The organism is Clostridium sp. (assembly GCF_030532265.1).
GTDB lineage: Bacteria > Bacillota > Clostridia > Clostridiales > Clostridiaceae > Clostridium.
The window spans coordinates 13,035-36,357 of the sequence record NZ_JAUNLM010000019.1 but is presented as its reverse complement, the minus strand read 5'-3'; the positions used below and the strand labels follow the sequence as shown (position 1 = coordinate 36,357).

Genomic DNA, 23,323 nt, shown 5'->3' with positions numbered 1-23,323 from the left:
ACCCCTGTTACCACCGTGAAAGGGTGGTGTCTTAACCGCTTGACCAAGGAGCCATGTTAAAACTTTTTATAATCTGCGCTTATTCGTTACTTGGCGCTAATCACATAGACTATATTACATAAAATCAATTTAAGTGTCAACACTTTTTTAAATAATTTTTTATTTTTTTTATTTTTTATATTTAATAATTCATTATTCTAGCAATTTAAATTCTTTTTTATTATTTGGTTTATTCTTTAAAACACCCGGATTTTCAAGGTTTTCCATAGCTAAAGTATATTTTGATATTAATTTTTCTCTTTCATCAACTTCTTTCTTTATTTTACTAATTTCTCTATTACATAATTCTTTAAATTCAGCTTTTTCTATAGTACTAATCTTTAAACTATAATCTTTTCTACTAAATTTTTTCCCAATTGCTTCAACTTTTATAGGAAATTTATTATTAACTAGCATAAGTAAGTTTTTTTCCCAAACATTACGTTTATTTATTGAATAAGTATCTAATAATATTATTAGTTCATCTAATTTTTCCTTACACTCAATTTCTATTCCATCTAATAAAGCTTTATATAAAAATACTGAAATTCCCCTTTGAAGTCTTATTTTTAAAAGTTCCTTATTAGAAAATAAAAATTCATCTATTTTATTTTCAGTTAATATTTCTACATCTTTATTATAAAATTCTTTAATTCCTTCAGTATTTGGATATAATACTAAAACTTTATCATAATTTATTCTTCTTACACTAAATTGCTTATTATAATCCTCTGAATACTTATCTTTTACAATAACTTTCATAATACACACCTCTATTTTTAATATTCCATTCTTTAATCAAAATTATTACTATGGTAGAATTATTTAAAAGATTTATTAAGGAGCGTTTTAAAATGATATATCACGATTTAATAATTGTTGGCGGTGGTGCTTCAGGACTTATGTCTGCAATACTAGCTAAAGATCTTGGTTTAGATGTTGCTATAGTTGAAGGAAATGATAGAGTTGGTAAGAAAATTTTAACTACCGGAAATGGTAGATGTAATATTTCAAATTCTTCTATATGTTATCCATTTAAAAATTATCATAGTTCAAATGATAATTTCTTTATTGATGCATTAAATAGTTTTTCTATAGAAGATACTAAGAATTTCTTTTTATCTATAGGACTTCCAATCGTTCAACTTGAAAATAGCAAACTTTATCCACAATCCTTACAAGCATCTTCAGTTGTAGATATTTTTAGGTTAGCTCTTGAAGATAGAAACATACCTGTATACACAAATTGTAAAGTTAAAACTATCCACAAGAAAAAAACTTTTAAATTATCCACAAGTAATGATGAATTTCCTAATTTTAATTGTTCAAAACTTTTACTTTGCTGTGGTGGAAAATCTGCTGTTAAAACTGGTTCAGATGGATCAGGGCATAAACTATCTGAAATCCTAGGACACTCAATAACTCCTACAATGCCTGGCATAGTACAATTAAAACTTGATTATCCTCGACTTAAAGGATTGTCAGGAATAAAATTTGAAGGTAAAGTATCTTTAATATCTAACAATAAAATTATTAGAGAAGAATTCGGAGAAATATTATTCACAGATTACGGAATTTCTGGTCCACCAATACTTCAAATTTCATCCACAGTTTCTCGTGAATTAAAAAAACATAACGATGTGTGGATAAACTTAGATATGATGCCTGAAAAATCTTTAGATGATGTTAGTAATTTTATATATGGACACCTTGCTATGTTCTCTCATAGAAGTATATCTGATTCTTTAATTGGAGTAGTTAATAAAAAACTTATACCTATTTTACTTAAAGATATAGGAATTATCGATATTCATATTCCTTGTTGTGATATGGATTGGAGTTATCAAAATACTTTAATTGAAAGACTTAAAAATTGGTCATTTAAATGTATAGGAACTAAAGAATTCCAAAATGCACAGGTAACAGTAGGTGGTGTAAATACTAAAGAAGTTAATCCAAAAACCTTAGAATCTAAGTTAGTTGAAAATCTATACTTTGCAGGTGAAATCTTAGATGTAGATGGTGATTGTGGTGGTTTTAATCTTCAATGGGCATGGAGTTCAGCATTTTTAGTAGTTAATTCAATTGCAAAAAAATAGACTGCAAAAGCAGTCTATTTTTAAAATTTTATATTGATTTTCTCCAATGAGCTTCTAATAACGTAAGTTCTTGACCATCTTTATCCATAATTTTATGAAGTGTTATTAATTCATTATTTTCTTTTATAACTTCTGCTGATACATGAATTCTATTTCCATAAGTTGTTTCTTTTTCAAATACTACTTTTAATTTATCTATTTCATAATCCTTAACCACATCTATTGGAACTGATTCTATAGCCCATTCAATGTATTTTACATTATTAACATGAGTATTAGAATCTATATCACTATACCTTATTTGAAATTCTTTATAATGATCTTCTTTATCTATTCTTCTTATTTTTCCCATATCTATGGCTTTTTCCATATCTCCTAATTCACCATAAAATTTATATTGCTCTTTAAGTATTCTAGCGGGTCTTCTCTTTTCTATATTTATTAAGAAAAATAGTGCTGTCGCCTCTGCTAAAAGTTCTCCATCTTCATTTTTTATTAAATATTTTCTAAATGCATAAAACTTCTTAAATCCTAATGGAACTGTTGTTACATTTATTTTCTGTCTATATTTTGGATATTTATAAATATTTATATCATATTTATAAAATACCCAAGTACATCCATGTGATAATTGAAAATCTATTGAATCTCCTACTGCTTCTGCATGAATATTACCAATATCACAGAAAAAATCTACCATAGATGCAAGTTTACATCTTAATTTATAATCTGAATCTCTATACATTACTTCATATTGTTTTGTATATTCTTTAATACATTTATTAGTCATTATTCTCACACCTCAAAGTATTATTTATTATAATCCTACATTAAATTAATTAAACTTTCTATCTTCCATGTACTTATTAATTTAGTTTTTACAAATTATTAATTATATTAAGTTTGCAAATATAATATTAACTAATAATATGTTAAAACTATTTTTTACAAACTTCTAAAAAAACATATATGTAAAGTAAAAAGCAGATAGCCTAGGCTATCTGCTAAATTTATTAATATTCTACTTTATTGTTTAAAGCTTCTAATAAAGCTTCTAAGTTTAATCCATGAACTTCAGCTGCTTCTTCTAAAGTTTCAGCTTGTGCTGATGGACATCCAACACAACCCATTCCAAACGCCATTAAAACTTCTGCTCTTGTTGGGTCCTTTTTTATTATTTCACCGATTGTCATATCTTTAGTTATCATAAATTCACCTCTTTAATAATTTTAGTACATAAATATCATCTATAAAAAATTATATTTTATACATTTATTAAAGTCAAGTTCTTCAGTCGGAATTAAATTTCTTTAACTCTCATTGTTTGGTCTCTCTTTGGACCAACTGAAACTATAGATACTCTTGTATCTGTAAATTCCTCTATTCTTTCAATATACTTCTTAGCATTCTCTGGAAGTTCTTCGTAGCTTCTTGCATCTGCAACACTATCATCCCATCCATCGAACTCTTCATATACTGGCTCACAATTTGCAAGATCTTCTAAGCTAGCTGGGAAGTAATCAATAACTTCTCCATTAAACTTATATCCTGTACAAACCTTTATTTTATCAAGTCCTGCTAATGTATCTATTTTTGTTACTGCAAGTGAAGTTAATCCACTTACTCTAACTGATGTTTTAAGTATAACTAAATCTAACCATCCACATCTTCTTGATCTACCAGTAGTAACTCCATATTCATGTCCTTTTTCTCTTATCCAATCACCAATTTCATCATTTAATTCTGTTGGAAATGGTCCTTTACCAACTCTTGTTGTATAAGCCTTAGCTATACCAACTGAATTAGTTATCATATTTGGTCCTATTCCTGAACCACTAGCTACACCACCAGCAGTTGTATTTGATGATGTTACATATGGATATGTTCCATAGTCAATATCAAGAAGCATACCTTGAGCACCTTCAAATAATACATCTTTGTTAGCCTTGATTGAATCATAAACTTGAACTGATGTATCTTTTACAAATGGTCTTAACTTTTTAGCAAGCTCTTTATATTCATTGAATATTTCTTCAAAGCTTAAAGGTTCTCCACCTAAAACTTTTGTTATGTATGCATTTTTAGCTTCTACATTTTCTCTTAATTTTTCTTCAAATACATTTTCATGCATAAGATCACAAACTCTTATTCCTGATCTTTCATATTTATCTGTATAACATGGTCCGATACCTTTTCCTGTTGTTCCGATATCATTTTTTCCTCTAGCTTTTTCTTTTAATCTATCTAATACTTTGTGATATGGCATTATAAGTTGTGCTCTATCACTTATCATTAATTTTTCTGGTGTTACCTTAACTCCAACACCTTCTAAATATTCTATTTCTTCAAATAATGCCTTTGGATCAACAACTACACCATTTCCAATAACATTAACCTTATCATCATATAGTATTCCTGAAGGTATTAAGTGAAGCTTATATTCTTTATCTCCAACAACTACAGTATGACCTGCATTATTTCCTCCTTGGAATCTAACGACAACATCTGCCTCTTCTGCAAGGTAATCTGTCATTTTACCTTTTCCTTCATCTCCCCATTGGGCTCCTACTACTATAAATGCTGACATATTATTTGCCTCCTTTGGATTATAAGTCTTCTTAGACCTATTATTCACTAACTTTATTATTTACATTAATTAAATAAATTAATATAAATTATTGAGATTTTTATAATCTCCATGAATATAGTAACAAACTGGAAGTTGTAAATCAACATATTATCGAATATTTTTCTATAAATTTAATAAATAATTCGTATAGAATTAAAAATAACAGAAAAAAACCTTAGACCTGTGGAATCTAAGGTTTTTTTCTCTTAACTTAATAATTAAGAGGAGTTTTTCGCGTTAATGTTTTTTTATGTGTGTTCTGTGTGTCCAGTATATAACCAATTCAAAATTCTTACGCTTTCTAATTGATATTGATTATCACTAACTATAGTATATATTCTATTTTTTACTTTGTCAACATATAAAAATAAATTTATTACATATTTTTTGATTTATCTGCGCATTTATCCATAGCTCCTATTATAGAATTTCTAAAACCAAGCTTTTCAAGTTCACATACTGCTTCTATAGTTGTACCTTTTGGTGAACATACCATATCCTTTAATTCTCCAGGGTGTTTACCTGTTTCTAATACCATCTTTGCTGAACCTAGTACACTTTGAGCTGCCATTTTGTATGCCTTACTTCTTGGAATACCAAGTTTTACAGCTTCATCAGCCATAGCCTCTATAAACATAAATACATATGCTGGTGATGATCCACAAAGTGCTATAAATCCATGAAAATCCTCTTCTGAAAGTATTTCATATTTACCAAATGAATTAAACATATTACAAACATATTCTAATTCTTCATCATTAATATTTGAATTAGGACATATAGCAGACATTCCTTCTCCTACTAAAGCAGGTGTATTTGGCATAGTTTTTATTATTTTATAATCTTCTCCTATCATTTCATGTAAATCTTCTAAATCTATTCCAGCTGCAATACTTATTATTATTTTGTCTTTAGTTATATGTTCTTTTATTTTACTAATAACATCTTTATACATGTAAGGTTTTACTGCAAGAATTAATACGTCAGCAAATTCAACAACTTCTTCATTATGTACTGTTGCATTAACTCTATATTGTTTCTCTAATCTTTCTTTTGATTCTTCACTTCTAGTTGAAACTATAATATCTTCATTATTAGAAAATCCTTTGCTTATTAATCCTCCAAGCATTGAGCTTCCCATGTTACCACAACCTATAAATCCTATTTTTTTACTCATAATCAATCCTCCAATTTTAATTTATTATAAAGAAAACTCACCTGATACGGTGAGCTTTTCATAGTAGTTGTAAATAATTATTCTGTATGTATAGTATCTAAATTTCCAAATTTACTAAATTGACCAAGCCAAGCTAATTTAACAGTTCCAACAGGACCATTTCTTTGCTTTGCTATTATACATTCCCCTACATTTTTATCTTCAGTTTCCTTATTATAATATTCATCCCTATATAAAAACATAACAAGGTCAGCATCTTGTTCTATTGAACCAGATTCTCTAAGGTCAGATAGCATCGGTCTATGATCTGCTCTTTGTTCTGGTGCACGAGATAACTGAGATAATGCTATAACTGGACATTCCATTTCCTTTGCTAATGCTTTTATAGATCTAGATATTTCTGATACTTCTTGTTGTCTACTCTCTGATGAAGATCCTGACATAAGTTGAAGATAATCTATAAGAATTAAATCTATACCATACTCTATCTTTAATCTCCTACATTTTGATCTCATTTCCATTACAGAAACCCCTGCAGTGTCATCTATATATATCTTTGCTTTAGACAATGGTCCTGTAGCTCTTGCTATATTCTCCCAATCTTTATCATCTAAAGCACCTGTTCTAAGCTTTAACATATCAACATTTGCTTCTGAACATAAAAGCTTATATGCCAATTGTTCTTTAGACATTTCTAAAGAAAATATAACTACACTTTTACCTTCTCTAAGTGCTGCATATTCTGCAATATTTAGTGCAAATGTTGTTTTACCCATTGATGGTCTTGCAGCTATAAGAACCATATCACCTTTTTGGAATCCTGAAGTTTTCGCATCCAAATCTACAAATCCAGATCCTACTCCTGTTATTTCACCCTTATTATTAAATAATCTCTCTATTTCAATAAATCCTCTTTCAAGAACTTGATTTAAAGGTTCAAAATCACTTGTAGTTCTTTTTTCTGCTATATCAAATATTCTTTTTTCTGCTGCATCTAATACATCTTCAACTTCTCCTTGTTTATTATAACTTTCTTCAATAATAGAAGTTGAAGCTTTTATAAGCTTTCTAAGCGTTGATTTTTCTTGAACTATCTTTATATAAGAAGAAAGGTTAGCTGTAGTTGGTACAGATGATGTTATTTCTGTTACATATGTAACACCGCCAGCTCTTTCTAACATATCGTTAGCTTTTAACTCCTCAAGTACAGTAACTAAATCTACAGCCATATCCTTTTTAAACATATCAAGTATGCTTTTAAATAAAACTTTATGACTGTCTCTATAAAAATCATTTTCTTCTAGTCCTTCAGCAGCCTGAGCTATTGCACTTCTATCAATAATCATAGAACCAATTACTGATTGTTCCGCTTCTATACTTTGTGGCAATGTTTTATTAACTGTTGTTTCCATGCTTATACCTCCTTCCAAATTTTAATTTTATCATATAATCTATATAATAAAAATAATAAAATAAAGTAAAGAAGATTAAAATCTTCTTTACTTTATTATTCAAAAACTAAATTCATTACATCTTCAATAGTTTTTGCAGTTTTAACTTCTATATCAGTTAATCCTTGTGGAATATCATTTTTATTATCTTCTGGCACAATAGCTAATTTTATTCCTTTTCTTCTTGCACCATATATTTTTTCAAATATTCCTCCAACAGGCTTAACCTTTCCTCTTAATGATATTTCCCCGGTAATAGCAACATCTTGTCTTAAAGGTTTATTTAATAAAGCACTTATTATACAAACTGTTATTGCTGCACCTGCTGATGGACCATCTATTTTTCCTCCACCAACTACATTGACATGAATATCATAATCTTTTATGTCTTTATCAGTAAGTTTTCTTATTACTGAAGCTGCATTATATACAGAATCTTTAGCCATACTTCCTGCAGTCTCATTAAATCTTACAGTTCCTGCACCCTTTTTCTTTGCTTCAAAAACTGATGCTTCTATTTCTAGTGTTGAACCTATAAATCCACTTACTCCTAAACCATATATATGACCAACTTCATATTCAGTATGATTTTCTACTATTTCAAACGGAGTATACCTTCCTATTGATACTACTTCCTCTACATCTTTTAAAGTTATTTTTAACTTTTTAGGCTTATTCTTTCTCTTGTATAATGCAAATCCATAAGCATCAGTAAGTATATTTACAGCTTTTCTTCCCTCTATAGTAAATCTGCTTATATACTCTGGAACCTCTTTTTCTAATGAAACCCCAAGCTTTTTAGCAGCATTTCTTACTATATCTTGAATATCTTTAACTCCAAGTGGCTCAAAATAAACCTCTGTACATCTTGATCTAAGAGCAGGATTTATTTCTCCAGGTTCTCTTGTTGTTGCACCAATTAAAACGAAATCCGCTGGAGCTCCCTTTTCAAATAAGTATTTTATATATTTAGGAGTTTTTTCATCATCTGGATCATAATATGATGATGAAAATTCAACTCTCTTATCTTCTAATACTTTTAAAAGTTTATTTTGAAGAATATTATCAAGTTCTCCTATTTCATCTATAAATAATACTCCTCCATGAGCCTCTGTTACTAAACCTGGCTTTGGTTCAGGTACTCCAATATCCGCTAAATCCCTCTTACTTCCTTGATATATAGGATCGTGTACTGAGCCTAGTAAAGGATTTGTTATTTCTCTTGGATCCCATCTTAAAGTTGTTCCATCTACTTCAACAAATTTAGATTTATCATCAAAAGGTGTAAATTCTAAATCTTTAGCAGCATTAAGTGCTATTCTAGCTGCTGTAGTCTTACCAACTCCTGGTGGTCCATAAAGAATTATATGTTGTGGATACGGAGATGATAATTTTGATATTAATGATTTTATAGCTCTCTCTTGACCTACTATTTCATCTAACTTTTCAGGTCTTAAAAAGCTCATTATATTTTTACTTGTTACTCTATCATCTAATTCTTTAAGTTCTTCATATTTTTTCTTTGTTTTTTGGTTTTCACTGCCCTTTTCTTTTTTAATAATGGAAAGTCTCATTTCATCTATATACTTTTCTTGCTTTTCCATTATAGCCTTCTCTACTTTTGATTCTATTTGATTTTGAACATATCTTTTAGCTATCTCTTCTGAAATCCACACAACAGCATCTTCAATAACTTCATCTACTTTATCTTCTGGTGGTACTACTTCAATTCCAGCACCATCTGAAGCTATCATATTTAATGCATATGCTCTCTCAGCTATATTCTTTGATCCAACATAATCTTTAAGTTTAAATCTTACTGTTCTAGCTCTTATAGCACCTTCATCTAATACATTTTTTAATATGTCAAATAGAACATTTATTTGAGAGTCTTGTGATAAATCACCATTTATTATATCTTGCAGGAAACCAATTTCCTCGCGTAATTTCAAAATACTATTCCTCCTTAAGCTTGTGGAACAATAATAACCTTCATTTTTGTTGATACTTCTGGATATAATTTAACTTCTATATCATATCCTCCAGCTACCTTTATTGTTTCCATAACAATCTTTTTCTTATCAATCTCAACTTTATAATTTTCTTTTATCTTTGTAGCTACATCTTTGCTTGTTATAGCTCCAAATAACTTACCATTATCTCCTGTTTTAGCAGTTATTTTTATTTCTTTTCCTTTTAATTCTCCTGCTAATTTTTGAGCTGCTTCAAGTTCTGCAAGCTTTTGCTTTCTTTCATTTTCTTTCTTATTATTTAAGATGTGTAAATTATTATTTGTAGCTTCTTCTGCAAGCTTCTTTGGAAATAAGAAATTTCTTGCATATCCATCTGATGTATTTACAACATCACCTTTTTTTCCTAAACTTTTAACATCCTTTAATAAAATTACTTTCATGTTATTCACCCACCCTTAAGTATTTTGTAATTGCCTCATTTAATTCAATTAAGGCATCATCTATTGTTTTATTTGGCATCTTAGTACCAGCCATATTCATATGACCTCCACCACCTAAAGCTTCTAAAACTATTTGAACATTTATATCACCAATAGATCTAGCACTAATATAAGTGTGGCCATCAATATTTGCTAAAACAAAACTAGCTAAAACGCCTGATATATTTAACAAATCATCTGCTGATTTTGCAATCATTACTGTATCCTTAACATTTGCAGGACATACTGATATAGCAATATTATCTTCTATCTTTGCTGATTTAATTATATCAGCTATTTGTATAAAATCTTCTAAATTATCAGTAAACATCTTTTTAACTTCTGTAGTTTCAGCCCCCATTTTTCTAAGAAATGATGCTGCATCAAAGGTTCTTACTCCTGTTTTAAAAGCAAATCCCTTTGTATCCATATAAATACCTGCTAAAAGACCTTCGGCTTCTAATTTATTTAAAGTTACATTTTCAATCATATATTGTATAATTTCTGTTACCATTTCACATGTTGATGATGCATAAACTTCTATATAATTTAGTAAAGTATCTCCTATTATATCTGCACTTCTTCTATGATGATCTATTATAACTTTTCTTTTTGAATTTTCTATAAGATCTAAATTATCAACATAGTTTCTATTGTGTACATCTACAATTATCAGTAATGATTCATCAGTTACTTCTTTCTTAGCTTCTTCTGATGTTTCAAATAGATTAGCATACTTTCCATCTACTTGCAATTGTTTCAAATAATATTCTACTGCATCTTTATTGCTATCATCTAATATTATATTACATGATTTACCAAGTTGTCTTACAGCACTTGCCATACCTACAGCAGCACCTAAACAATCCATATCAAAATTTTTATGTCCTAATATAAATATCTTATTACTTTCATATATAAGTTCTTTTAATGCATGAGAAACAACTCTAGCTCTAACTTTAGTCCTCTTTTCTATCTCCTTGCTATTTCCCCCAAATATTTTTACACTATCTGGACTCTTTACAACAACTTGATCTCCGCCTCTTCCTAAAGCTAACTCTTTTCCTATAGAAGCATACTTATAGTTTTCTAATGGTGATATACCACCTCTTCCAACTCCCACACTTAATGTTACTTCTATTTTATTTCCTTTATTTATATTAGATATTTTATCTAATATATTAAAATTATTACTTATTTCCTCATCAATATATTTATCCTGAATTGATAGTATATATTTATTAGTCTGATATTTCTTTATCATAGCTTCAAGTTTATGAGCATAGCTACTTAATTCTCTATCAATTTCTGCAATAACTAAAGGCTTATCTGACTCAATTGTTGAATCTAAAACTTCAGTAAAATTGTCTACTTCTATTAATACTACGCTTTCTCTTGTTGCATCTAATCCTATAAGCTCACTTATATCATTAAAATAAATTAAATATAATTGTTTATCTTTTCTAAATATCTTCTTACTATAAACATCATAAAGTTTACTATTTAATTTTAGTTTTTGATGCAATCCTTTATCAGAATCTAATATATCACTTAACTTTAATCCTCTTGCTATACCAAGTATATTTTCTCCTAGAAAACTTCTTCGATCATCTAACTCATTAAATACATTATTATGCCATTCTATAATACCCTTATCGTCTATTAAAGCTATTGGTAATATTGTATTTTCTACAGTATCCTTAACAGCTTCATTTATTTCTTTAGTAAATTGATTTATATCCTCTTCCTTCTTCCAATAATTATTTAACTGATAAAAATTATCTATAAAATATATTATTGCTATCAATAATCCAATTTGACTATATCCTAATAAAAAGAATATTACAGAAGATAAAATTAATCCTACGGGCTTTATGAGTTTTTTCAATAATTTATCTATATTCATAAAACTCCTCCTATTTAATTATTAGTCTCTTCTGTTTGAAATATACTCCTTAAGTTTACTCAAGCTCTTTCCTTCTTTTTCAACTTCATCTTCTGATCTTATCCCAAAATCAAGCTTCTTTTTCATCTCATGATCTATCTCAGGTAGAGAATATCCTAGTTTTTCTCCTAATACATATAAGATTATTATAGCTCCTGCTATACATTCAACAATAGCTTCTTCAGCTACATTACTACCTCTAGTTAATAATGTATAAAAATCACCTATAACCCTTATTAATTGAGCCTTTAGATTATCTATGATTTTTACATTTCTCATAATATTTAAATCTCTCTTTCTCACAAATACCCCTCCCACAAATACCCTGTATGTATATTTTAATTTTTTTCTATTACTAATGCAAGAAGCTGATAATTTTTTGCAAAAAATAAGAGTACTACAGAAATACAAATTCTGTAGTACTCTTTAATTACTACTATTCAGTTGTGAATGGTAATAATGCTATGTTTCTTGATCTCTTGATTGCAGTAGTTAATTGTCTTTGGTGCTTAGCACATGTTCCTGAAATTCTTCTTGGAAGTATCTTTCCTCTTTCAGTTACATACTTTCTTAACTTAGCTACATCTTTGTAATCTATTGATTCAGCTTTTTCTACACAAAAAGCACAAACTTTTCTCTTAGATCTTCTCATTCTACCAGATCTTCTGTTGTTTTCTCTCATCACTTAAACCTCCTTACCTTGAAAATCTCTAAAATGGCATATCTCCGTCATCAACAGGAGTCATGTCATCATCGAAACCACCAAACGGATCGTTTGTTGGCTTTGAATAATCAGAATTATTTCCGCCAAAATCATTATTAAATGATCCAGCGTTGTTGCCACTCTTACCACCAACAAATTCAAAGCTTTCTACAACTACATCAGTAGTGTATCTCTTTGAACCGTCTTGTGCATCGTAACTACCAGTTCTGATGTTTCCAGTAATTGCGATTTGGCTACCTTTTGTAAGATATTGTGCTATTGTCTCAGCTTGCTTTCCAAATGCTACGCAATTGATAAAGTCAGCCTCATCTCTCTTGAATTGTCTTGTAACTGCAACTGAAAATCTAGTAACTGCATTACCACTTCCTGCTGCAAATCTTAATTCAGGATCTTTTGTAAGTCTACCTAAAAGTATAACTTTGTTCATTACAATATCACCTCTCTTACGCTTCCTTACTTACTACGATGTGTCTTATAAGACCATCAGTAATTCTGAATACTCTTTCTAATTCTCTTGGTAATTCTGGGTTTGCTGTAAATTCTACTAATGTGTAGTATCCTTCGCTAACTTTTGAGATTTCGTAAGCAAGCTTTCTCTTACCCCAAACATCAACGTTTTCTACAGTTCCTCCACCATTTTCTATTACACCTTTAAACTTTTCGATGTTAGCTTTAACAGCCTCTTCGTCAAGTGATGGGTGTTGTATGAATATAGTTTCGTACTTTCTCATCATTTTCACCTCCTCCCCTCGGACTAACGGCTGTGCTTTGCACAGCAGGGATTACAATTTATAATTCTATCATTATAATTTTACTTTTTCAAGAACTTTTGTTAATTTTCTGCCTTATGAACTATTTTTTTTGCACCTTTTTGGAATTTACTTCTTGGTATCATGATAATTCTTCCACAACCGACACATTTTATCTTTATATCTGCACCAATTCTTGTTATTTCAAAATTTTTCTCTCCACAAGGATGCTGTTTTTTCATTTCAACTATATCGCCTAAATTAAAATTTTCTACCAATTATATTCCTCCATTCTATAAATTTAAAAATTTATTATTACTCATTTTTAACTATTATTTCTGTTTTATTATAAGGAATCTCTATTTTTGCCTTATCTAACGCTTCTTTTATTTCTTTTCTAAGCTCTCTTTCCATAGCCCATTGCTTCATTGGTTTACTAAAACCAACGACTCTTATATTAACTCCTGATGCTCCAAGTGCAGTTACTCCCCATATATCAATAGGATTTGGAACATCATCTTTATACTTTTCTTGAAACTTATCACAAGTTTCTCTTATTACACTTAGCGCATTATCAATATCTTGCTCATAAGCTATTGATACATCGACAATAAACCTAATATTATTTCTTGAATGATTTGTAACTTCTTTTATTGTTCCATTAGGTATTAAATGCAAGTCACCATTAAAATCCTTTAATATAGTTGTTCTTATTCCTATACTATCTATTATTCCCTCAAAATTTCCTATAGTAACATAATCCCCTACTCCATATTGATCCTCAAACAATATAAAAAATCCATTTATTATATCTTGTACTAAGCTTTGTGCACCAAAACCTAATGCAAAACCACCAATACTAGCTACAGTTAATGATACGCCCTTAAATATATCTGATAATATTATCGCAAGTCCTATAAAATACACTGCATATTTTAATATACTATGCATTACAGCACCAACAGTAATTGCTTTTTGAGGATTAATTGATAATCTAGAATTTTGATTATTAACTTGTCTATCAACAAATTTTTTTATTGCTCTATTTCCTATCTTTATACATATAAACATTAAAAATACTACAATAATAATTTTAATACCTTTTGATACTACATAATCTAATGTTTCAATAGCAACCTTATAAAATTTTTCTGTCCAAACAGATGAATCAAAAAGAAAATTTTTCATCTCTCCACTCTCCCTAAAGTTTTAATTACATTTCTTTATATCCATCTTCATCTTTACAATATACATTTTTATATTCAAAATTTTCACTTTTTACCTGTTCAATATTTATTCCATCCTCAAATCTAACACAAATCCCACAACTTTGAGTTATTAAAGTAGGTGTTGGCATTATCCTAAAATTATAGCCCTTTTCCTTTAAATATTTTTCTCCAGCCATTGCATCATGTGTATTCTTAAATACTACTATATAATATTTCATAATTCTCTCCTTCTAAAATGTATTCTAACTATATTATATATATTTTAAAAATTTTATAAAGAAATATAATACTCTTTTTATTCAAATTTAATGAATTGTATTAATATTTGTTTTATAATAAAATACATAACTTTATGTATAGAAGGAGATTGTTATGATGCCTATTATAAAAGCGCCTTTTATAGGTTTTTTATCGGGACTTTTTGCATCTATACCTATTGGCCCTGCTGGGCTAGAGGCCGTAAACAGATCATTAAGCAAAGGCTTTTGGAGTGGATTTAAAGTATCTATGGGTGCATTAGTTGCTGATTATACATATTTACTAGTAATAAATTTAGGATTATTTAGTATGGTAAATAACAACAAATTTTCTAAAGGTTTATTTTGGATTATTTCTGGAATAGTATTAATTATATTTGCTAAATTTTCAAAAAAAAATAAAACTTCTGCTAATAAAGTTTCAACTAAATTTGTAAATTCAAATAAATCAAAAGGGTTCATGTCTGGATTTATAATTACACTTATTAATCCATTAACTTTTTCTTTTTGGATAGCTTTTAGTGGAACTGTTGCAGCAGTTTGGAAAAGTTATGGTTATTTATTTTTTTGTATATCTTTATTATTTATGATTATTGGAAGCATGTCCTGGTTAATTGTATTAAATATTCTAGCTTCAAAAGGACTTAAATTATTAAAAAAAGATATTAATAAAACAGCATCAAATTTATTGACTTATGTTTTGTATATTATCGGTATTATTTTTGTTATTTATGGAATATATGTAATATTATAGAAGAAGGTGTAAGAATATGAAAGTTTATTTAGACAATGCTAGCACAACCTTTCCTAAACCTAAGGTTGTGAGCGATTCAATTTATAATTACTTAGTAAATATAGGTGGAAATGCTAACAGATCAAATCATTCAAATGCATTAGAAAGCAATAGAGAAATATTCTTAGCAAGAGAAAGAATAGCCAAATTTTTTAACTATGATAAATTTGAAAATGTAGTTTTTACAAATAACATAACTATGTCTTTAAACATCCTTATAAAAGGAATATTACGTAAAGGTGATCATGTAATAACTTCATCATTAGAACATAATTCTGTAATCAGACCTATAATTTCATGTAAAGAAAAACTTGATGTTGAAGTTGATTTTGTTAAGGCAAGCTTTGATGGTTTTATAAATCCTAAAGATATAGAAAATTTAATAAAAAAAAATACAAAGCTAGTAATAATTACACATGCTTCTAATGTAATTGGTACTATTCAACCAATTAAAGAAATCGGAGAAATATGCAAAAAAAATAATATATTCTTCATAATAGATACAGCTCAATCGGCAGGAACAGTACCTATTGATTTTTATGATATAGGAGCTAATGCATTAGCTTTTACTGGTCATAAAAGTTTATTTGGACCACAAGGGATAGGTGGATTTATCATAGATGATAAATTAAATGAAATATGTACACCATTGTTAGAAGGTGGTACTGGAAGCTTATCTCATGAAATACATCAACCTAATTTTATGCCTGATAAATTTGAATGTGGCACTTTAAATATTCCTGGGATAGTTGGTCTATCTAACGGAATAGAATTTATAAATAACGTTGGAATAGAAAATATAAAAAACAAAAATAAAAAATTATATAAAAAATTAATTAAATCAATAAGTTCAATGGAAAGGTATAAAGTTTATGGAGATATTAGTGGAGAAAATTCAACTACTTCAATATCTTTTAATTTAGATGGAGTTGAAACATCAGAACTATCATTTTACTTAGAATCAAATGGTATAAGTAATAGATCTGGACTTCATTGTGCACCTATGTGTCATAAAACTATAGGCACTTTTCCAGAAGGAACTGTAAGACTCAGCATTTCCTATTTCAATACAGATGAAGAAATAGATTACACAATATCTATTTTAGAAAAAGCTCATAAAGAATTATAAAATGTAAGAATAAAAAGCCTCATCTTTGGAAATAATTTCAAAAAAGGAGGCTTTTTATGTTAAATAAAATTTCAGTAGATAGCACAATAAATAATTCTTTTATTGATATTGGAGAATATCTTTACTATAAATTAAAATCAGAATTTGATAAAAATAGACCTATAGTTTTTTTATGTATAGGGTCTGATAGGTCAACTGGTGATTCACTTGGTCCTTTAGTTGGTCATAATTTAAAAAATGTAAGATATAACTCAAAAAAAATATATGTATATGGTTCATTAAATTATCCAATTCATTGTCAAAACTTACAGGATACATTAAATAAAATATATACTAATTTTAATGATCCATTTATAGTTGGAATTGATGCTGCATTAGGTGAATTTCAAAATGTAGGTAAAGTATTAATAAATAATTCTCCACTTTTACCTGGATTAGCATTAGAAAAAGATTTAACTCCAGTTGGTGAATTAAGTATAATAGGTGTGGTTAATATAAATAGTAAGTCTCAATTTATGGTACTTCAAAATACACGTTTAAATACAGTTTTTAACTTAGCTGAAGCCATCTCAAAGGGAATATTATACTCTATAAATAAATTAATAGAGTATAATTCACCTTCTCTTTTTTCAAATAAAATATAAATAAAAATGTACTTTATGATTAAATCATAAAGTACATTTTTATTTTATTTACTATTCATAGCTTCCTTTAATACATGAGCTTCTTCTTCTGATAACTCATATCTTGATATACCTTTATCAACAGGCTTAGCATATGTTGTACTATCATGTCTTCCATACAAACCAGTTAATATTATACCATCATTATATCCATCTAATATAGCTATTGAGAAACTTAAGTCACTTCCAACATCTTCAAAAGCTTTATATCTCATTATACCAACTTTTTGTACACATCCTTGCATTTCAACTTTTAAAGCTTCACATGATGATGCAGCAGCATTTGCAGCATTAGTTGCTTCTTCAACACTATCTAATTTATTATTTATAAGTTCTTCTAAATTTTTAGTAGTAGTTCCCCTCATTAATCTTCTAAATTTTCCTTCCAACTTACTCATTGATCTCCATAACACAATAACTAAGATAAGAAGTAATAAAATTATTATTCCCATTCCTATTAATATGTAAGGTAAATAGTTTTCTAATGATGCTATTAAATTTTCCACTTTTTCTTCCGTCCTTCCTTTAAAAGTGTTTCACGTGAAACATGTTTCACGTGAAACATTACATATTTAATAATTCTAAAATTCTATTCAAATCATCATCTGAATAATATTCTATTTCTATTTTTCCTTTTTTATTTTTTGAATTTATATTTACCTTCGTTCCGAAATAATCTTGAAGTCTATTTTGAATATCATTTATATAAGGATTTTGTTCTATTTCCTTTTTAATTTCATTTTTCTTTTTAAATAAATCTTTAATTAATTTTTCTACCTCTCTTACTGAAAGATTCTCATCAATTATTCTTTGGGCAATTTCATATTGCAAATCCTTATTTTCTATAGATAATAGTGCTCTTCCATGACCTTCAGAAATAACACTTTCAATAAGATACTGTTGAACTCTTTCATCTAGGTTTATAAGTCTCATTGTATTTGATATTGCAACTCTAGATTTTCCAATTTTTTTACTTAATTCTTGCTGAGTTAATTTAAAATCTTCTATTAACTTTCTATATGCTAAAGCCTCTTCAATTGGATTTAAATCTTGCCTCTGAATATTTTCTATTAATGAAACTTCTAATATTTCTTTCTCACTTAAATCCATTACTATTGCTGGAACCTCTTTAATGCCTAAAATTTTAGATGCTCTCCATCTTCTTTCTCCAGCTATTATAGTATATTTAGTTCCATCTTTCTTTAGTATTAATGGTTGAATTATTCCATGGTTTTTTATAGATTCAGCTAACTCTGCTATATTATCACTATCAAAAAATTTTCTTGGTTGATCTGCGTTGTTTACTATTTTATTTAATGGTATAAGTGTACTGGAATTCTTTTTTTCTTTCTCTTTTGATTTAGATTCAACCTCATCTGGAATCAAAGCTCCTAATCCTTTTCCTAAACCAAACTTCTTACTCATCTATTTATCACCCTTCACCATATTCTGTCTCTTTAAAAATTCTTTTGTTAATTCAGAATAAGCGTCTGCACCTTTACATTTTTCATCATAAAGCATTATTGGTAATCCAAAGCTTGGTGACTCTGCCAATCTAATATTTCTAGGTATCTTATTTTCATAAACTACATCACCAAAGAAATTCTTAACCTCATTAAATACTTCATTACTTAATTTTGTTCTGTAATCATACATAGTCATAATTACTCCCTCAATTTTTAAATTAGGGTTTAATGACTTATTTATAAGTTTTACTGTATTTATAAGTTGTCCAACTCCTTCTAATGCATAAAACTCACATTGAATTGGAATTAAAACTGAATCACAACATGTTAATGCATTTATTGTTAATACGCCTAGTGATGGTGGACAATCAATAAACACAAAATCAAATTCTTCTCTAACTTCATTTATTTTATTTAAAAGTATTCTTTCTCTATCATCTTTTCCTATAACTTCTACCTCTGCCCCTGCAAGTTCCATTGTTGATGGTGCTATATATAAGTTTGAAATAAGATCACTATGTATAATAACATCCTTCAAACTTGCATCAGATGTTATAACATCATACATTGATGTCTCAAGCCCTCTTTTATCTATTCCTAACCCGCTAGTTGTATTACCTTGAGGATCTATATCAATTGTTAACACCTTATAACCGGACATGGCAAGATATGCTGCTAAATTAATATTCGTGGTTGTCTTTCCAACACCACCTTTTTGATTAAATATGCAAATTGTCTTCATTCGCAGTTAGCCCTAATCAATCTTAGAGCCTTGCACCCCCTCTCTCTTCATAATATATTATATATTTTTTTATATCATATTAAAAGATAAAACTAGTATCTTAATACATTCTTCAGCTTTTATTTATTTTGCTAATAAATGTAAATTTAAAAATAAATAAATCGCTAAAGTTTTTAAAACCTTAGCGATTTATTTTACAGTTATTTACTTCTTTTGCTTTGGAATTCTTACATTTATTTCTATATATTCTTCAGAATCATTAACATTATATTTAGCAGGTATACTAAATTTATCAAATACTTGTTTTATAGTATTTACATATAATTTTGCTGGAAATATAGCTTTAATTTTTTTCTTAGATTTTCCACTCAATTCTTTTCCTGCAATTTTTAAAAGCTCCTTATTTATAAGTTCTTCAGTTTGTCTTACATTTAAACTTCCCTTTATAACTTTTTTTAATATACTTAATTGAAGCTTCTCATCTTGAACAGAAAGTAATGCTCTTGCATGTCTTTCTGTTAAATTATTAATAACACATAATTCTCTAACCTTATTACTAAGCTTTAATATTCTTAACTTATTAGCTATAGTAGACTGCTTTTTACCCATACGTCTAGCTAATTGCTCCTGAGTAAATTTATGATCATTAATTAAATTGTAATAAGCCTCTGCTTCTTCTATAAAATTTAAATCTTCTCTTTGTAAGTTTTCAAGAAGTGCTATTTCTGCTGATTCCATATCATTAATATCTATTACATTACAAGGAACTTCTTTAAGCTCAGCAAGCTGTGCCGCTCTCCATCTTCTCTCTCCTGCCACTAACTCATAGAATTCACCCCTTTTTCTAACAGTTATTGGCTGAATTATTCCATGTGTCCTTATAGATTGTGATAATTCATTTAAAGCATTTTCATCAAAGTATTTTCTTGGTTGATATGTATTGGGAATTATATCCTTAATATCAATCTTTAATATCTCATTATTCATATTGGCTCTACCCATCCCTTATAAAATTACAGTAATATTCAAATATATATTAAATTCGCTATATTACATTTATTTCCTCTTTTTATGATTTTATTTTGTATTAAGCTTTTTTATAATATATATTTATTATAATAATCTATTTTATTGGTTTTTTAGCTACGGTTCCTGCTTTTCTAGGGTATGTTTTTGGACATTGTTTTATCTTTTCAACAACTACTATATTATGATTTAAATCTGTTCCTTCAATAATAGTTTCATCAACTCTTAAAAGTTTTCCACCTAATGTATCTAATGCTTTTTCACTATTAGCTAACTCTTCTTCTATAGCAGGACCTTTTAAAGCTACAAAATATCCAGATACTTTTACATAAGGTAAACAAAATTCTGATAATACAGCCATATTAGCAACAGCTCTTGATGTAGCAACATCAAATTTTTCTCTTAATTCTTTTTTTCTTGCTCCATCTTCTGCTCTTGAATGAATAGTTATTACATTTTTTAACCCTAACTCTTTAATAACTAAATTTAAGAAATTTATTCTTTTGTTTAATGAATCTAATAAAGTAACTTCTATATCTTCTCTCAATATAGCTATTGGCATTCCAGGAAAACCTGCTCCTGTTCCAACATCTATTATAGTCTTAGCATTTTTAAGTTCATCACTCTTAAATGCTTTGATACAATCTATAAAATGTTTTTTTATAAATTCTTCATCTTCTGTTATTGCAGTAAGGTTTATTTTTTGATTCCACTCTTGTACTAATCTCATATATTTAATAAATCTATCATACATTTGTTCATCAAATTGTATATTAACCTCATCAGCTGCCGTTTTCATAATATTATAAAAATCCATATTTTCCTCCTTTATGAATCTAGATATCTTGCTTTTCTTTCTTACCATAATGATATTCTAAATATATTAGCAACACAGATATATCTGCTGGTGATACTCCTGATATTCTTGATGCTTGACCTATACTCATAGGTTTTATATCATTTAATTTTTGTATAGCCTCTGTTCTTAATCCCTTTACATCTATATAATCTATGTCTTTAGGTAATAATTTCTTTTCAAATTTCTTAAATTGTTCTACCTGTTCCAATTGATTTGTTATATAACCTTCATATTTTGCCATAATATTTATTTGTTCACCAACATTATCTGGATATTCTGGTCTTTCAGGGTCTAACTCTACTGCCATAAAATAATCAAGCTCTGGTCTCTTTATAAGTTCATAAAAACTTATAGGTTTTTTAAGCTCTGTACTTCCTAATTTAACTAATATATTATTATTTTCTACCTTATTAGTTATTTGAAGATTTCTTAATCTTTCAAGCTCTGACTCTATATTATTTTTTCTTTCTAAAAATTTATTATATCTTTCTTCTGTTACAAGACCTACATTATGTCCAATTTCAGTTAATCTAAAATCTGCATTATCTTGTCTTAAAAGTAATCTATATTCAGCTCTTGATGTCATCATTCTGTAAGGTTCATTAGTACCTTTTGTAACTAAATCATCTACTAATACACCTATATATGCATCTGAACGAGTTAATATCATTGGATTTTCGCCCTTTATCTTTAATGCAGCATTAATACCAGCAACTATACCTTGTGCAGCTGCTTCTTCATATCCTGAACTACCATTTAATTGTCCAGCTCCATAAAGACCTTCTATATTTTTAAATTCAAGTGTTGGCTTTAATTGCATTGGATTTATTGAGTCATATTCAATAGCATATGCTGATCTCATTACCTCTGCATTTTCTAAACCTTCTATTGTTCTTAACATTTTAATTTGTACATCCTCTGGAAGTGATGATGAAAATCCTCCGATATATAATTCATCTGTATCATCACCTTCTGGCTCTACAAAAATTTGATGTCTTCCCTTATCTGGGAATCTCATTACCTTATCCTCTACTGATGGGCAATATCTTGGTCCTATTCCTTTTATTGATCCATTATATATAGGAGATCTTCCTATATTATTATTTATAACCTTATGTGTATCTTCATTTGTATAAGTTAAATAACATGAAACTTGCTCTCTATCTATGTTTTCACTCATAAATGAAAACGGAACTATTTTTTCATCACCTTTTTGTTCTATCATCTTTGAAAAATCTACTGATCTTCTATTTACTCTTGGTGGAGTACCAGTTTTGAATCTTCTAAGTTCTATTCCTAAATCTAATAATGTTTGAGATAAATCATTTGCTGGTAATAATCCATTTGGTCCACTGTTATAACTTACTTCACCAATTATTATTTTAGCCTTTAAATATGTTCCTGTAGCTAATATAACTGCCTTACATCCAAATATTGCTCCATTTTTAGAAACAGCCCCTTTAATTTTTCCATTTTCAACAATTAAATCAACTATTTCTACTTGTCTTACATAAAGATTTTCCTGACTTTCTAAGACTCTTTTCATTCTTTGTTGATATTTCATTTTATCTGCTTGTGCTCTTAATGAATGAACAGCAGGACCTTTTGATGTATTAAGCATTCTTGATTGTATATAGGTGTTATCAATATTAACTCCCATTTCTCCACCTAATGCATCAACTTCTCTAACTAAATGTCCCTTAGCAGTTCCTCCTATATTAGGATTACAAGGCATCATTCCAATTGCTTCTAAGTTAATTGTGCATATTAATGTCTTTAATCCCATTCTTGCAGATGCAAGAGCTGCTTCACAACCTGCGTGACCAGCCCCTACAACTACAACATCATAATCTTCAGCATTGTATCTCATATTT

At 28.4% G+C, this 23,323-nt stretch carries 26 protein-coding genes; 4 read left to right on the top strand and 22 right to left on the bottom strand.

Annotated features, from left to right (window positions below; all coding sequences use genetic code 11):
- Positions 1-192: 192 nt before the first annotated feature.
- On the bottom strand, positions 193-801 hold the full coding sequence (locus Q4E08_RS06175) for a hypothetical protein (protein ID WP_303129432.1): 609 nt from the start codon (positions 799-801) through the stop codon (positions 193-195).
- A 92-nt stretch (positions 802-893) separates the two neighbouring features.
- Between Q4E08_RS06175 and Q4E08_RS06170 the strand changes: the two genes are divergently transcribed.
- Positions 894-2,138 carry an NAD(P)/FAD-dependent oxidoreductase gene (locus Q4E08_RS06170; RefSeq protein ID WP_303129431.1) on the top strand — a complete coding sequence of 415 codons (1,245 nt, stop codon included), beginning with the start codon at positions 894-896 and terminating at the stop codon, positions 2,136-2,138.
- Between the two features lie 28 nt (positions 2,139-2,166).
- Here the strand turns inward: Q4E08_RS06170 and Q4E08_RS06165 are convergent, their stop codons facing one another.
- The 15 genes from Q4E08_RS06165 to Q4E08_RS06095 all read right to left on the bottom strand — a co-directional run bounded on the left by Q4E08_RS06165 (position 2,167) and on the right by Q4E08_RS06095 (position 14,712).
- Positions 2,167-2,928, bottom strand: a complete 762-nt coding sequence (locus Q4E08_RS06165) for an acyl-[acyl-carrier-protein] thioesterase (RefSeq protein ID WP_303129430.1) — start codon at positions 2,926-2,928, stop codon at positions 2,167-2,169.
- 223 nt (positions 2,929-3,151) lie between these two features.
- Positions 3,152-3,346 carry a DUF1858 domain-containing protein gene (locus tag Q4E08_RS06160; protein WP_303129429.1) on the bottom strand — a complete coding sequence of 65 codons (195 nt, stop codon included), beginning with the start codon at positions 3,344-3,346 and terminating at the stop codon, positions 3,152-3,154.
- A gap of 92 nt (positions 3,347-3,438) precedes the next feature.
- Positions 3,439-4,725 (bottom strand): adenylosuccinate synthase, encoded by a 1,287-nt coding sequence (locus Q4E08_RS06155; RefSeq protein ID WP_303129428.1) that lies wholly within the window; start codon positions 4,723-4,725, stop codon positions 3,439-3,441.
- Positions 4,726-5,143: 418 nt separating this feature from the next.
- Complete coding sequence (gene proC, locus Q4E08_RS06150; protein WP_303129427.1) at positions 5,144-5,944, bottom strand: pyrroline-5-carboxylate reductase; 801 nt, start codon at positions 5,942-5,944, stop codon at positions 5,144-5,146.
- 77 nt (positions 5,945-6,021) lie between these two features.
- The gene (locus Q4E08_RS06145; RefSeq protein ID WP_303129426.1) at positions 6,022-7,356 is read right to left on the bottom strand and encodes a replicative DNA helicase; all 1,335 of its coding nucleotides are present in this window, start codon (positions 7,354-7,356) and stop codon (positions 6,022-6,024) included.
- A gap of 95 nt (positions 7,357-7,451) precedes the next feature.
- Positions 7,452-9,347 (bottom strand): Lon family ATP-dependent protease, encoded by a 1,896-nt coding sequence (gene lonC / locus Q4E08_RS06140; protein ID WP_303129425.1) that lies wholly within the window; start codon positions 9,345-9,347, stop codon positions 7,452-7,454.
- Between the two features lie 14 nt (positions 9,348-9,361).
- Complete coding sequence (rplI, locus tag Q4E08_RS06135; RefSeq protein WP_303129424.1) at positions 9,362-9,808, bottom strand: 50S ribosomal protein L9; 447 nt, start codon at positions 9,806-9,808, stop codon at positions 9,362-9,364.
- A 1-nt stretch (position 9,809) separates the two neighbouring features.
- The gene (locus tag Q4E08_RS06130) at positions 9,810-11,753 is read right to left on the bottom strand and encodes a DHH family phosphoesterase (protein ID WP_303129423.1); all 1,944 of its coding nucleotides are present in this window, start codon (positions 11,751-11,753) and stop codon (positions 9,810-9,812) included.
- 21 nt (positions 11,754-11,774) lie between these two features.
- A complete protein-coding gene (locus Q4E08_RS06125) occupies positions 11,775-12,095 on the bottom strand; it encodes a MazG-like family protein (RefSeq protein ID WP_303129422.1) in 321 nt (106 codons plus the stop codon).
- Positions 12,096-12,228: 133 nt separating this feature from the next.
- On the bottom strand, positions 12,229-12,474 hold the full coding sequence (gene rpsR, locus Q4E08_RS06120) for a 30S ribosomal protein S18 (protein WP_024614038.1): 246 nt from the start codon (positions 12,472-12,474) through the stop codon (positions 12,229-12,231).
- A 28-nt stretch (positions 12,475-12,502) separates the two neighbouring features.
- Positions 12,503-12,943 carry a single-stranded DNA-binding protein gene (locus Q4E08_RS06115; protein ID WP_303129421.1) on the bottom strand — a complete coding sequence of 147 codons (441 nt, stop codon included), beginning with the start codon at positions 12,941-12,943 and terminating at the stop codon, positions 12,503-12,505.
- Positions 12,944-12,959: 16 nt separating this feature from the next.
- A complete protein-coding gene (rpsF, locus tag Q4E08_RS06110; RefSeq protein WP_303129434.1) occupies positions 12,960-13,247 on the bottom strand; it encodes a 30S ribosomal protein S6 in 288 nt (95 codons plus the stop codon).
- Between the two features lie 101 nt (positions 13,248-13,348).
- Positions 13,349-13,543, bottom strand: coding sequence for a DUF951 domain-containing protein (locus Q4E08_RS06105; protein ID WP_303129420.1), 195 nt, complete (start codon positions 13,541-13,543; stop codon positions 13,349-13,351).
- A gap of 37 nt (positions 13,544-13,580) precedes the next feature.
- Positions 13,581-14,453, bottom strand: a complete 873-nt coding sequence (locus Q4E08_RS06100; protein WP_303129419.1) for a mechanosensitive ion channel family protein — start codon at positions 14,451-14,453, stop codon at positions 13,581-13,583.
- 25 nt (positions 14,454-14,478) lie between these two features.
- Positions 14,479-14,712, bottom strand: coding sequence for a DUF3343 domain-containing protein (locus Q4E08_RS06095; RefSeq protein WP_303129418.1), 234 nt, complete (start codon positions 14,710-14,712; stop codon positions 14,479-14,481).
- Between the two features lie 154 nt (positions 14,713-14,866).
- Here Q4E08_RS06095 and Q4E08_RS06090 point away from each other — a divergent pair, with 154 nt between their 5' ends.
- From Q4E08_RS06090 to yyaC, 3 genes are read left to right on the top strand one after another with little or no spacing between them, the layout of a single operon-like run.
- Positions 14,867-15,505 (top strand): LysE family translocator, encoded by a 639-nt coding sequence (locus tag Q4E08_RS06090; RefSeq protein WP_303129417.1) that lies wholly within the window; start codon positions 14,867-14,869, stop codon positions 15,503-15,505.
- 16 nt (positions 15,506-15,521) lie between these two features.
- Entirely contained in the window at positions 15,522-16,673 is a 1,152-nt protein-coding gene (locus tag Q4E08_RS06085; protein ID WP_303129416.1) for an aminotransferase class V-fold PLP-dependent enzyme, read from the top strand.
- Positions 16,674-16,729: 56 nt separating this feature from the next.
- The gene (yyaC, locus tag Q4E08_RS06080; protein WP_303129415.1) at positions 16,730-17,317 is read left to right on the top strand and encodes a spore protease YyaC; all 588 of its coding nucleotides are present in this window, start codon (positions 16,730-16,732) and stop codon (positions 17,315-17,317) included.
- A 44-nt stretch (positions 17,318-17,361) separates the two neighbouring features.
- On the opposite strand, the gene Q4E08_RS06075 is transcribed toward yyaC, so the two are convergent.
- The 6 genes from Q4E08_RS06075 to mnmG form a co-directional block, all read right to left on the bottom strand.
- Entirely contained in the window at positions 17,362-17,862 is a 501-nt protein-coding gene (locus Q4E08_RS06075; RefSeq protein ID WP_303129414.1) for a DUF4446 family protein, read from the bottom strand.
- Positions 17,863-17,920: 58 nt separating this feature from the next.
- The gene (locus Q4E08_RS06070; RefSeq protein ID WP_303129413.1) at positions 17,921-18,781 is read right to left on the bottom strand and encodes a ParB/RepB/Spo0J family partition protein; all 861 of its coding nucleotides are present in this window, start codon (positions 18,779-18,781) and stop codon (positions 17,921-17,923) included.
- Positions 18,782-19,564 (bottom strand): ParA family protein, encoded by a 783-nt coding sequence (locus Q4E08_RS06065; RefSeq protein ID WP_303129412.1) that lies wholly within the window; start codon positions 19,562-19,564, stop codon positions 18,782-18,784.
- A gap of 204 nt (positions 19,565-19,768) precedes the next feature.
- Complete coding sequence (noc, locus tag Q4E08_RS06060; protein ID WP_303129411.1) at positions 19,769-20,551, bottom strand: nucleoid occlusion protein; 783 nt, start codon at positions 20,549-20,551, stop codon at positions 19,769-19,771.
- A gap of 136 nt (positions 20,552-20,687) precedes the next feature.
- A complete protein-coding gene (gene rsmG, locus Q4E08_RS06055; RefSeq protein ID WP_303129410.1) occupies positions 20,688-21,407 on the bottom strand; it encodes a 16S rRNA (guanine(527)-N(7))-methyltransferase RsmG in 720 nt (239 codons plus the stop codon).
- Positions 21,408-21,426: 19 nt separating this feature from the next.
- Positions 21,427-23,319: a tRNA uridine-5-carboxymethylaminomethyl(34) synthesis enzyme MnmG gene (mnmG, locus tag Q4E08_RS06050; protein WP_303129407.1), complete on the bottom strand. Its 1,893-nt coding sequence runs from the start codon at positions 23,317-23,319 to the stop codon at positions 21,427-21,429.
- Positions 23,320-23,323: the final 4 nt, after the last annotated feature.